The sequence below is a fragment of the Kamptonema animale CS-326 genome (genome assembly GCF_028330895.1).
Classification (GTDB): domain Bacteria; phylum Cyanobacteriota; class Cyanobacteriia; order Cyanobacteriales; family Microcoleaceae; genus Kamptonema; species Kamptonema formosum.
The window spans coordinates 1-12,872 of the sequence record NZ_JAQMUA010000288.1; the positions used below are offsets into that span (position 1 = coordinate 1).

Sequence of the window (12,872 nt, forward strand, 5' to 3'; positions counted from 1 at the left end):
CTAATGGCTAATGGCTAATGGCTAATGGCTAATGGCTAATGGCTAATGGCTAATGGCTAATGGCTAATGGCTAATTGTTAATTGCTAATTGGTACTTAATTTTCTAACCCTTCTTGAAAAGCAGACTTGATTCATTCTTTTAAAGCTATAGTCTGACTGGGTTTCAAACCTCCTCCTCATAGTGAAAGCAAAAAAATCCTTACCCAGCCTGTGATTGAGTCCTTTATTAACAATGGTGAAATATCTCACAGGACTTACACGCTGGACTAAAGAAACCGGGTTTTTTACCAAATCTCTGGGCTATAACGAAGTATTTTCGTAAAAAAACCCGGTTTCTAGGCCCCATCTAAAAGAAACCGGGTTTTTACCAAATCTCTGGGTTCTAACGAAGTATTTTCGTAAAAAACCCGGTTTCTAGGCCCCAATTAGCAATTAGCCATTAGCAATTAGCAATTAGCAAAAGGCGATATGTTGCTGGACTGCTACCACTAAATTTTCCGTCCAATAGTTTACTAATTCGTCACTGGCTGCTTCTACCATAACTCGAATTAAGGGTTCTGTACCAGAGGCGCGGACGAGGACTCGTCCTTGTTCTCCCATTGCCTTTGTAGCGATCGCGATCGCACTCTGCAAGGCATCGCACTCTTGCCATCTCATCCGTTTCTCTCGGTCTTCAACTCGGACATTGCGTAATAGTTGCGGGTAGGTTTGAAAGCTACCATCGACTAATTCTGCTAAAGATTCTCCCGACTTGCGAACCAACGATGCTAAATGCAAAGCTGTTAACAAACCGTCGCCGCTGACACCATAATGAGGGCAGAGAATATGACCGGATTGTTCGCCGCCCAATTTCGATCCTGTACGTTCCATTTCGGCGTGGACGTACTGATCGCCGACGGAAGTTCTAATTAATTTGCCGCCTGTTTGTTCCCAAGCACGCTCAAATCCTAAGTTAGCCATTACTGTAGAAATAATCAAATTTTCCGGCAATTGCCCGGATTGGCGCAACCTTTGGCCCCACAGATAAAGAATATAATCGCCGTCAACGGGTCTGCCTTTGGTATCAACGGCTAAAACTCTGTCAGCGTCGCCGTCAAAGGCAAATCCTAAGTCTGCTTGATGTTCTAAAACTGCTGCTTGCAGGCAATTAAGATTAGTTGAACCGCAGTTAACATTAATGCGATCGCCATCGGGATTGTTGTGCAAGCAGATAACTTCTGCCCCCATTTCGGCAAAAACTTCTGGGGCGATATGGGCGGCGGCCCCCCAAGCTAAGTCTAAAACAATTCGCATTCCTTGCAAATTCACTTCTGGCAAGAGCGGGCCGTGTAGCGATGCGGCATAATCTTTGATTAATTCCGATCTGTGGTAGTGGTGTCCCCAAACGGAGCTCGCGATCGCGACATTTGCCCCACCCCTGATTCCGGCTTCAATTTGTTGCTGTACTGCTGAAGGTAGTTTGGTACCCCCCGGCCCGAAAAACTTAATGCCGTTGTCCTCTGGGGGGTTGTGGGAAGCGGAAATCATCACTCCGCCTACAGCATGGGAAACGCTGGCGAGATAGGCGACGCAGGGGGTGGGGCATAGTCCCAAGTTCCATACTTCTAAACCGGCGGCGGTTAAACCTGCTGACAAAGCCATTGCCAGCATATCGCTGGAGTTTCTACTATCTTGGCCGAGAATGACGGGGCCTGGTTGGGAAGCGCGATCGCGCAACACTTGTCCCGCCCAAAAACCGATTTGCAACGCTAAGGGGGCCGTTAATAATTCCCCAACTTTGCCGCGAATGCCGTCTGTCCCGAATAGTGGCGTATTCGGCAGGGATATACTGTTTGCTGCGCCTACAGTTTCTATGCTTTTAGCTGGCTGTAGCGAGTTAGCAGCTTTAAGCTGGTAGCTGCGACGGCGCGAAGGTGTCTGTACCATAATCACTCCTCTAAACAATCACACACACACACTGGAGGATAACATTTCCGGACTCTAGATATAACGTTTAATAGTAATAGCGGTTGCCTGACCGGTTTTTTCCCAGCTAAATTGGGCGGATCTAGCTAAGCCAAGGCTGCGAAGGCGCGATCGCAATTCCAAACTATCAGCAATTGCCTGCATTGCCTCAGCAATTTCATTTATATTGTAAGGGTTTACTAACAATGCCGCATCACCTACGACTTCTGGCATAGAGGAAAGGTTGGAAGTAATCACCGGTGTACCACAGGCCATTGCTTCGAGGGCGGGGAAGCCGAAACCTTCCCACAAACTAGGAAAAATCAGTGCGATCGCCTGATTAATTACTATTGGCAACTCAGCAGCAGGAACGTAATCTAAAAATCTTACCTGTTTCTCTAAACCTAATTCTACAACCTGAGCTTTCAGTTGTGGCGTATAAAGTCCATCGCCGGGGCCCGCCAGCCACACTTCAAGATCGGATTTATGCGGCAAAGTGGCAAAAGCAGAAATCACCCGTTGCAAATTTTTATAATGGTCATGGCGACCGATATAAAGGAAATAATTGCTAGTGGGCAAATCGAGAAAGCGAAATTTATCTGGATTGTAAGCCAAAGGAATAGGCGTAATTTTATTATCCGGTATTTTGTAGAAATCTACAATATCTTTGGCTGTCGCTTGCGAGTTACAAATTATATGTTCGGCTTGGGACAATACTTGTGGTATATAGTATCGAAAGTAAGCCGTTAAGCGCGAAAACCGTTTAGGAAAGCGCAAAGGAATCAGATCGTGGGCCATCGCCACGTAGCGACATCTAGAAAATAAAGGTGCTTCAGGTAAGGGGGAGAAAAGTAAACTTGCTTGCTGGTTTTTATAAATTTGCGGTAGTTGAAATTGAGTCCATAATAAGCGTCGTAAGTGTCCCTTACTTCCTTGGGCGGGAGTCATGTTATCGGGTACGGGATAGCAGGTATAATCTGGGATTGAATGGGAAACTAGGAGGGTAGGATTGAGAGATTGTAGGTAGGGAAAAACGTTAGTTGCGTAGGTGGAAATTCCTGTAGGTTCTGGAATTAGGAAGGATAGATTAATCAGCAGTGGATTGACCATACTTATAAATAGTTAGATTCAACATTTGTAACGTCGCCTTCCAGACCGGAATTTACCACCTAGAAGGCAGAGTTACAATTTTTTTACAATACATTAATATCCCTTTTAGCTCATTAACAGATATCTTACTATTAGTTGGTAAAGAAATCAATGCTGATACAGTTATCCGACTCAACCTATACAGTAAGACTAATTTACTCGTATGTTTTTCTAAAGTCAAGAGATAACTATAAGTGCTATGTTTTATTTTTTCATCAGGGAGAGTCTCAGTAATAGATGATGGCTGGTGAATGACAGATATTTGTTTGGTTAACGCAATAATATGTCCCTGTTTAGCATAGCGTCTACAAAAATCAAAATCTTCATAATATAAAAAGTAATCCTCATCAAATTGAGGACAATAATTAAAGTTTCTTAAGTTAATTATTAAACTACAACCCGTTACCCAGGTCATTTCTATATAAGGCAATACCTCTAATTCAGGTGACAAACAATCATCAGCAATAATTGTGCCATTTTTCGCGAAAAATTGCCCATTCCCAAACCAAATTTTACCCGTAGGATCGTAAACTATTGTACCTAAAATTGAAACCTCTGGATAAGTCTCAAAGAACAGAGATGCTTGCTTAACAGAACTTTCCACCAAATAAGCATCAGGGTTAATTAGCCAGATAATAGCTTCTGAATTTTGATTGTAAATCCAGTTCAAACCTAAGTTACAAGCTTTCCCAAACCCTAAATTATCCCCGGCCTCAAGAATGAATATAGATTCAGACTTGAGGCTATGAATTGAGTCATCATCAGGAGAGTTATTAACGATAATAACTTGACAGTCAATATCCCGATCTAGGAGAATAGAACTAACTAACTTTTCTACAAGTGAAGTTGAATAATAATTGACAGTAACAAAGTAAATCACGTCAGTTCAATTAAACTATCATCACCGATCATAAACCTTAGAGCTTTAGGGCGTGCGGGGGCAGGGATTAGTTGAGCACGTTGTCCAATTACACTATCAACAATTCGCTCCTTAATACCAACAATTTTAGCTGATTGTAATATTACACTATGTTCGAGGTCAGCATCAATTAAAGTTGCGCGATCGGCAATACTACTGTAAGGGCCAATGAAAGAATTTTCTATGTGGCAGTTTTCGCCAATAACAACCGGGCCGCGAATGGTAGAATTAATTATCTGACTGCCTTTGCCAATTTGTACCCGTCCGATGATTTTAGTTGTAGCGTCTATTTCTACTTCTACTGCTGGAATTATACAGCTATCTAAGATGATTTGGTTGGCACTGAGCAAGTCATCTTTTTTCCCAGTATCCAACCACCAACCATCTAAATTGCAAGCTTCTACTCGCTTTTGTTCGTTGATAAGTTGTTGAATAGCATCTGTGATTTCTAGTTCCCCGCGAGGAGAGGGTTGAATTTGCGAGATTGCATCATGAATAGTCTTAGAAAAAAAGTAAATCCCCACGAGTGCTAAATTAGATGGCGGTACTTTTGGTTTTTCTACTAATTCTAAAACGCGCCCGTGTTCGTCTACTGTAGCGACACCAAAAGCACTAGGATTAGTTACAGGTCGCAGTAAAATTAAAGCATCAAGATTGTTATTTTTAAACGTTTGCAAAAACGGGTCAAGCTGACTTTGAATCAAGTTATCTCCCAGATACATAATAAAGGGAGAATCCCCTAAAAATGGCTGAGCAACTTTAACAGCATGAGCGAGTCCAGCAGGTGTTTCTTGGAGAATATAGGTAATTTTAGCACCGAAGCGATCGCCATTTCCGGTTTTAGCCTTCACCTCTTCCCCAGTCTCAGGACTAATAATAATCCCAATATCTGTAATCCCAGCCGCGACAATTCCCTCAATTCCGTACCAAAGTATCGGTTTATTTGCCACTGGTACGAGTTGTTTTGCACCCGTGTAAGTTAGGGGACGGAGGCGCGTACCTTTACCGCCAGAGAGGATTAATGCTTTCATATTTTCCCGGTATATAGTATCAGTTTGAGTGCGTGACGCTGATAGGATTCACAAGTTCCCAAGTTCATATTTTCCCACAGATTAGGACAAAATATCACTTGATTTTAGCCAAAATTACCGTCCAAGGTAAAGGGGACTTTACTTTAATAATCTCAAATTTGGTTTGGACTAATTTTATAAATCCTCTTTTTGACCAGTGTTGAATGTGTCCGGGACTGTTCCCAAATTGAGAAAAATGAGCTCCCCGGATAAAGTTTAATGTTCTAAATATCGGCTCTCGCGGTACACTCAAAAGGCAGTAAGGTGAAGCAACGTTGTATAATTTTTCTAGTCCCAAAATTGGATCGTCTAAATGTTCTAAGACTTCGCAGCAAACAACAATATCCGAACCCTCTGTTTCCGATTTTAACTCATAGATATTCTTATTTTCAAAGGATACGCGGGGGGAGGAAATAGCATCTTTGGCAATATTCAAGATCGTATTAGATATGTCAGTACAGTGGATTTTAGCATCACTGCTGTCAACTAATACTTTAGTGATATGACCTTCTCCACATCCGACTTCTAAAATAGTTTGAGGATTAATTTCTTTGACGATTTCAGCAATTGTATCAGCAAAATGCTTTAATAACAATTGACCAATCGGATTTCGCATCTGATATTTATTCGATCCGGTTCCGACAACAATACCATTTTCAATCACAGGACTTTTTTCCCTTTGCTTAATCATTAAAAACCTCTTTTTTTCCTTTGTAACGCCGCTAGGGTGGCGGTATCAGCAACCTCCCAGAGGGAGGCGTTACACTAATTTTAACAATTTTCATCAAGAACTTCAGCAATCTGCTTGTCTACATAATCAGAATCTACATTACGGGTAATCAACTCTGCTAAGATTCCCAAAGATATCAACTGCACTGATAATATTGTACACAAAATCCCAAAAAATAGAAGGGGGCGAGTGCCAATAGGCCCTAAGTGCATACCACCTAAGTTCAGAAACCATACTATTATTAAGTACGTCAGCGATAGAAAACCTATTGAACCAAAAAACAATCCTAATCCTCCAAATAAATGACCTGGTTTGTGTAAATAGTGAGTTGTCGCTAAAACAGTTAAAAGGTCAATAAATCCCCTTGCGTAACGTTCCCATCCATACTTTGAGTAACCGTGTTTTCGGAAATGGTGTTCGACAACAACCTCACCGATTTTAAAACCTAGATTGTTTGCTAAAACGGGAATATAGCGGTGCAATTCGCCGTACACTTTGATAGAATCCAAAACTTCTTTGCGGTAAGCTTTAAATCCGCAATTTATATCATGCAATTGTACACCTGTCAGAATTGAAGTAACTGTATTAAACAGCTTCGATGGCAAGGTTTTAGAAAGCGGGTCATTCCGTTTTTTTCGCCAACCAGAAACTAAATCGAATCCAAATTCTAAATGCTGTAAAAAGTTAGGAATTTCTGCGGGATCGTCTTGTAGATCCGCATCTAGAGTAAAGATAATTTTACCCCTTGATTTGCGGAAACCAGCGGAAAGAGCAGCAGATTTCCCAAAGTTCCGTCGTAATTTAATCGCCTTAATTATACTAGGACGTAACTCAACTAACTTAGTAATTTCTATCCAAGAACGATCGCGACTACCATCATCTATAAAAATGATTTCGTAATTGTCAATTCTTTCTTGTAACATTACCTCACTAATTTTATCAAACAAGATTTTGAGGGTAGCTTCTTCATTGTGAACGGGAATCACGAAGCTAAGTTGTTTTGGTAAAGTGTTATTGCTAATCAAGGTTAATTTTTTTGTAAAAATTGGGAATTACGCAATGCTATCCAACCTTCGCGGTTTTGAAATGAGGCATAAGCTGTCAACAGTTTATCTGCCGATGATATCTCAATATATCCCCTCCAAGCCGAGAATTCGTAGGATGGGCCAAATATTTTAACTAAATCTGGACGGGGAAAACCTGACATGGCAAAACCTCTGACAACATTTTCTTGATTGAGAATGGCGATACATTTAACCTTATTTTCTGGATCTCCCACCCAACCTATGACTCTAGCTGCTGTGGGTGTAAATTTAGTCACTGTATCGAAATATCCCGGCACTCCATCTTTGGGGGCTGATAGTAAATTAGGATTAATTTTTTCATCTATTGCTGCACAAAAGTTATGCTGTTTAACATCGCGATTAAAAGGAACTAAATTGTTAGCTTTCAAAGCATCAACCAACCCAATAAAAGCTGCTGGTTTGTTGCCTACTCTTTCTTTAATTAGGCTAACATCAGTTATTCCTAGCTGAAGTGACAGTGCTACCAATGGCTGATAAGTTGCTCTATATGCGATCGCATCTGCCGTCTGTCCCCCTATCCTATACATTGAAATAATAGCCAAAGCAACAACTGCTAGTAGAATTATCAGCAAACGCCCTTGAATTTTAGCAATTAATTGCCATTCCCAAAGCCACAATGTTGTTAGTATAATTAAGCTCATCCAGAATAGAGCAGGCAGAGAAGCATAGCGAGAGGCTGTAGCCTGTTCTACACCAAATCCCGAACGGCTGACAGCGGCCATAAATGCAGTTGCGATCGCGTAAATTTGTAGAGAAAGCCAAGGCATCCATTCTATCCGATTAGGATATTTTTTCGATAACAGCCAGTAAACTCCAAAAGCTGTGGTAGCGCTCAATCCCGCTATCCCAATTATCAACGAAATAGTAACGTTTTCGCTAAAAATACCTCCTAAATAAACTGGAATATAGGCGATACTATCAGTAATGCTTAGTTTTGCTAAAGATGGACTATTTGAGGGAGTTTTATAGGTGAAAAAGTAAGTACCCACAACTAGAATAGCGGCAGTTATATATGAGATAATAACTTTACGGGGCAACTTTAGCACCACTGGAAAAATACACAAAACAGGCCATAATGCTAGCGATGTGCTGTAACTCATAGAGGCTAATAAAGCAAAAACGATACTAGCAATTAGCCATTTAATATATTTTGGTTTAGACATCTCTCTGTCGTCTATTGCCATCACCCAAAAGGTAATAAATTCCCTGGCTAATAGCTGAATTCCTGTAAAGAGGACTAAAGATTTAGATTGTCCTTCAGTCCTTTTTAGAGGACTTTTACTATGAGACAGGGATTTTAATACCTGGTCGATATCGGGAACAGCGAGAGATGCTATGTCCGCAATCTTTGTCATCGAAAAGATAGAAGCAATTACAAATAAATTAGCACCCATCCATGCCACACCACTAAACCCCCTCATCCAGTTATGGGCCGCAGCGGGAGTAAAATTAAAGATAGAAATACATACTAACAAGCAGATAAATATAAACTGCGATCGCCGCATCCTTAAAGGTAGCATCGCAATTAGTATATGACACTGAATCCAAGCAAAAATCCAGGTAATTAACGATAAGCCAATATTTGAACCTTTGGTGACAACAATATTGATAGCGTAGATAATTGATGGAATTAGCAGAAAATGCTCGTTTGCCCGAAATATCCAGTTGAAAGGATTAGTAGAAAAGCCATCAACTGAATAAAAATTCCAGGTAATCCACCAATAGTCAAAATTAGATAGCTCTCCTGACTGGGATATCAAGTACAAAATATAAGCCCCTGGTATCAAGATAGCAATAATTGCTGACGCAATCAAAAGAAACTGTGAATTCTGTTTCATCTCGCCTCTCTTGCTAACATTTGTCTGAGTCCTTCCCGCCAGTTTTGGGGATGACTCCCCAAAACTGCTGATATTTTTGCAGACGAAAGAACAGAATAAGCGGGGCGTTTTGCGGGTGTCGGATATTCAGGAGTAGTAATAGGAATTACGCGCTTTACTTTAAGGGAGAATCCTAGTTGTTTCGCTTCTTCAAAAATGGCTACTGCAAAATCATACCAACTAGCAACCCCGCTGTTAGTGTAATGGTAAGTCCCGAAAATTTCAGGTCTAATACTGGAAGTGATTTGAGATATAGCCGCCGCAAGATCGCCAGTCCAAGTAGGACTTCCTATTTGATCTGCTACCACCCGAATTTCTTCCCGATCCTTTCCTAATCTCAGCATAGTTTTGACAAAATTGCCTTTACCGCCATTGCCATAAACCCAAGCTGTTCTGATAATAATGTGTCTATCTAAAGCCTTGATAATTGATAACTCGCCAGCTAATTTAGACTTACCATAAACACCCAAGGGGTTAGTAGTATCTGTTTCGGAATAAGGATAACCCTGGCTACCTCCGAATACATAGTCTGTAGAAATGTGAATTAATGTCGCTCCTAATTTTTCACATTCTTCTGCTAGAATGCCAGGGGCAATTCCATTAACAGCATTTGCCAATTCTGGTTCGCTTTCCGCTTTATCTACAGCAGTATAAGCAGCACAATTGACGACTAAATCGGGTTTAATTTCTCCCATTAATTGGCGGATGCTGTCTGGTTGGGATAAGTCGAAGAAAGTGCGATCGCCAGCAATCACCTCTCCTGCCGATAATAGAATTGGTTGCAATTCTTGAGCGAGTTGTCCGCCGCTACCTGTAAGTAAAATTTTCATTATGAGAAAACTTCCGCTGTTTTCAAAGTTTGTCCCGATCGATCTTTTGCCGACAATATAGGTGTCACATCTGTTAGCGGCCACGCGATCGCTAAATCGGGGTCATTCCACAGAATACACCTTTCGTGTTCAGGTGCATAGTATTCTGTAGTTTTATATAGCACCTCTGCTAACTCCGAGACAACTAAAAAACCGTGAGCAAACCCCGCCGGAACCCACAATTGCCGCTTATTTTCGGCACTTAGCAAATAGCCAACCCATTGCCCAAAAGTTGGAGAATTTTTCCTAATATCCACAGCCACATCAAATATTTCTCCCATTGCTACTCTCACTAATTTACCTTGAGGTTGCTGCATTTGATAATGAAGGCCTCGTAGGACATTTTGAGCTGATTTAGAATGATTATCTTGCACAAACTCGGCTTTAACTCCAGTTTTTTCGGCAAAAGTGCGATGGTTGAAACTTTCAAAAAAGAACCCGCGATCGTCACCAAAAACGCGAGGTTCAATTATTAAGACTTCTGGTATTTCAGTAAATACAATGTTCATGATTTTAGAAGAAGTGGTAAACTGAGTAGCAATCCTAATAGTATCAGGCTTTAGGCATTTTTGACGCAACACTGCATTTTTAGGCAGCGGCAAGTCACCGTAACCAAGTTACCAAAGTTATTTTAGTATGAAACCAGACGAATATCTAAAAAAGTTGTATGCCAATCGTTTTGATGCCAAACAGATGCGATCTAAACTTGGACTCTGGAAAATTTTAATTGACGATTTTTTACAAAAATATGTTTCCTGCAACTCAAGTATTTTAGATATTGGAGGTGGCTACTGCGAATTTATCAATCAAATCAAGGCAAAAGAAAAATACTTAATCGATCTCAATCCTGATTCTCAACTATTTGCTAATACTGATGTCAAGGTGCTTAACTTGGATATCTTAAGTTTGAACCAACAAAAATTACTTGCTTGCCAATTTGACATAATTTTTATTTCTAACTTTTTTGAACATCTACGTAATAAAGAAGAAATAATTGAAATTCTCTCATTTTGTTTAAACTCTCTCAAACCCCAAGGTTCTCTCTTAATCATTCAACCCAATTTCAAATACTCATTCAAAGAATATTACGATTTTATCGACCATCAATTACCCATAACTCATCTATCGCTTACAGAACTTTTACAAACCGTAGGCTTTAAAATAGACTTAATTATACCGAGATTTTTACCATTTTCCACAAAAGGCAGACCAGCCTCACCTCTGCTGCTAAAATTTTACCTAAAACTGCCCTTACTTTGGCAATTTTTTGGAGGACAAATGTTTATTAAAGCTTCCAAATTAATCGATACCGAATCACCTTAAAATTATTAACTTATTCTTCTCTCTTGTAGAAGAGTATCCGCGATCGCACTGACATTAGCCTCCACACACTCCTCATCGTTATGAGTATGTATAACAACTTGAATTTTCACTCCTCCTCCACTATGATTTTAGCACCACCATTTAACTTAACAAACTCCTTACCGTCAGGATTATACACCCAAGCTTTGATTGTTGTTTCGCCAATTGGAAGAGAATTAGCTGAAAAAGTAGCTCCCCATCTCGCTTGCTGGTAGCGATTAGAGTTTAAAGCCTTGGCAACGTCATCGCTATCTAAGTTTACATAAGCACTGGCAAAAAAAGATTTCTGATTCCTGTAGGAAAGCAACGCGATTTTTGGCTGTTCCAATTTATCAGGCAAAATCGCCCACCCAGCAACTCGTAATGTACCGCTTTTTTTAATAGTCAATGGCTTTTCTATTGTCGGTGGATTATCAATATAACCGTAAATTTTATTAGGGTTATTAGTAAAAACGATATCTTTTGCTAATTTTCTAAAACCTATTTTATCAATAATTTTTGCTCCTTCCCTCACTAAGTGCGTTTTTTCAGTCATTACCCATAAGCAGCTATCTGGTGAATTATCGAAAAAATTTGATGATTCTAGATAGTTGATTAACTCTAAGCAAGCTTTACTGCCTTGTCTGTAAGAAAGTGCAGCTTGAGATTGCGCGATCGCTTGTTGTGAATTAAGAAATATTATACAGATTAGGATTCCAGCAAATACTTTATATATAAGTTGTGACAGCCTTACTTTTACTATATGATTTTCTTTGTTAAATAGTAGCCATAACTGAATTATAGCAATCAATAAAAATATCGAAACCGTTGTATATCTTGAAGATTCTAGAGCATGATTAGCTCCAAATCTTGCCCTCCCAACCGTAATAAAAATAGCAGATAAAACTGAAAACAAACCTAGCGATAGCCAAGGCGCAGCATCGCGATCGCGATCGTAGTTTGCTGTAATAAAATTTTTGATAAAATGAAATACAAAAAATACAAAAATTAAAAATATGATTAAGCCTACTAAGCCAGAGATAACAGGTAAACGTACAATTGGAGAACCCAATAGATTAAAAAAATAGTTGACTGTAACTAGCGGTTTTTCCAACAGTGAGATAATACTAAGCTGACGCTTCGGATGATAATCAATAAAATATAAGGTACAAGTTCCTACAAACAGCAGTATCCAGATCGATAATCTTTTTCTTATCTGTGCAATACTTCCCCCAACAGCAACAATAGAAGGTATTACAGCCAACCAAGATAATAAACCCTGTGCCAGTGAGAAACTAGCAATTCCACAACATATAGCAGCAATAGATAATCTAAAGTTAGGCAATAATTTACTCTCGAAACTCAGAATAAAAATGGCAATTGTCACGCATAAATTTACTAAAAACCAAGCTAGTTGAAACCCCCATAGCCAGTTTTCATGCTGAACCAAAGAGAACACGAACAGGCAAGTTAAAATATTAGCTAAATGAAACAAATTATCCCCTCGATTCTTCGCTTGACTGGAGGATAACTTGTACATAGCAGCAAAAGTTACTATAGAAAAACCAATGCTTAAACAAATTTCATAATTAATGTTCCAGTGAGAAATAAAAGCTAAAATTGTAATGATTATTTTGGGGAATACAATTCGGTGGTTGCTATGTAAAGCCCAAAAATCTTCAAAAGTTGCATTGCCGACAGCTACTTTATCAAAAAGACTAACTAATCTCCACTGATCGTGGACAGGAAAATTGACGCTAAAACTAGCTACAAAACCCATCAGCAAAGCAAGTGGAATCAGATAGATAATCAATAAGGCAGTTTTTTTCATCAGTCTGCGTCGCACCCTTCGATCGTAACGCCGCCGTCCCGGCAGTTTATTTACCGC

11 protein-coding genes are annotated in these 12,872 nt (G+C 39.8%); 1 reads left to right on the top strand and 10 read right to left on the bottom strand.

The features are described 5' to 3' along the window. Window positions 1-453 precede the first annotated feature (453 nt). The 9 genes from glmM to rfbC form a co-directional block, all read right to left on the bottom strand. Window positions 454-1,926, bottom strand: a complete 1,473-nt coding sequence (gene glmM, locus PN499_RS16980; protein WP_272033277.1) for a phosphoglucosamine mutase — start codon at window positions 1,924-1,926, stop codon at window positions 454-456. Between the two features lie 54 nt (window positions 1,927-1,980). Continuing rightward, window positions 1,981-3,054 (bottom strand): glycosyltransferase family 4 protein, encoded by a 1,074-nt coding sequence (locus tag PN499_RS16985; RefSeq protein WP_272033278.1) that lies wholly within the window; start codon window positions 3,052-3,054, stop codon window positions 1,981-1,983. Window positions 3,055-3,106: 52 nt separating this feature from the next. After that, window positions 3,107-3,973: a glycosyltransferase family 2 protein gene (locus PN499_RS16990; protein ID WP_272033279.1), complete on the bottom strand. Its 867-nt coding sequence runs from the start codon at window positions 3,971-3,973 to the stop codon at window positions 3,107-3,109. Next, complete coding sequence (locus PN499_RS16995) at window positions 3,970-5,043, bottom strand: glucose-1-phosphate thymidylyltransferase (protein WP_272033280.1); 1,074 nt, start codon at window positions 5,041-5,043, stop codon at window positions 3,970-3,972. The genes PN499_RS16990 and PN499_RS16995 overlap by 4 nt, the downstream gene beginning before the upstream one ends. Before the next feature lie 94 nt (window positions 5,044-5,137). Next, complete coding sequence (locus PN499_RS17000) at window positions 5,138-5,773, bottom strand: class I SAM-dependent methyltransferase (protein WP_272033282.1); 636 nt, start codon at window positions 5,771-5,773, stop codon at window positions 5,138-5,140. 80 nt (window positions 5,774-5,853) lie between these two features. Then, window positions 5,854-6,837 (bottom strand): glycosyltransferase family 2 protein, encoded by a 984-nt coding sequence (locus PN499_RS17005; protein ID WP_272033283.1) that lies wholly within the window; start codon window positions 6,835-6,837, stop codon window positions 5,854-5,856. A 2-nt stretch (window positions 6,838-6,839) separates the two neighbouring features. Further along, a complete protein-coding gene (locus PN499_RS17010) occupies window positions 6,840-8,735 on the bottom strand; it encodes a hypothetical protein (RefSeq protein ID WP_272033284.1) in 1,896 nt (631 codons plus the stop codon). After that, the gene (gene rfbD / locus PN499_RS17015) at window positions 8,732-9,604 is read right to left on the bottom strand and encodes a dTDP-4-dehydrorhamnose reductase (protein ID WP_272033285.1); all 873 of its coding nucleotides are present in this window, start codon (window positions 9,602-9,604) and stop codon (window positions 8,732-8,734) included. Before rfbD ends, PN499_RS17010 begins: the two co-directional genes overlap by 4 nt. Next, entirely contained in the window at window positions 9,604-10,152 is a 549-nt protein-coding gene (gene rfbC / locus PN499_RS17020; protein ID WP_272033286.1) for a dTDP-4-dehydrorhamnose 3,5-epimerase, read from the bottom strand. Before rfbC ends, rfbD begins: the two co-directional genes overlap by 1 nt. A gap of 127 nt (window positions 10,153-10,279) precedes the next feature. Here rfbC and PN499_RS17025 point away from each other — a divergent pair, with 127 nt between their 5' ends. Beyond that, window positions 10,280-10,966, top strand: a complete 687-nt coding sequence (locus PN499_RS17025; RefSeq protein ID WP_272033287.1) for a class I SAM-dependent methyltransferase — start codon at window positions 10,280-10,282, stop codon at window positions 10,964-10,966. A 106-nt stretch (window positions 10,967-11,072) separates the two neighbouring features. On the opposite strand, the gene PN499_RS17030 is transcribed toward PN499_RS17025, so the two are convergent. Further along, window positions 11,073-12,872 (bottom strand): hypothetical protein (locus PN499_RS17030; RefSeq protein ID WP_272033288.1); only part of this gene is annotated, 1,800 nt, incomplete at its 5' end.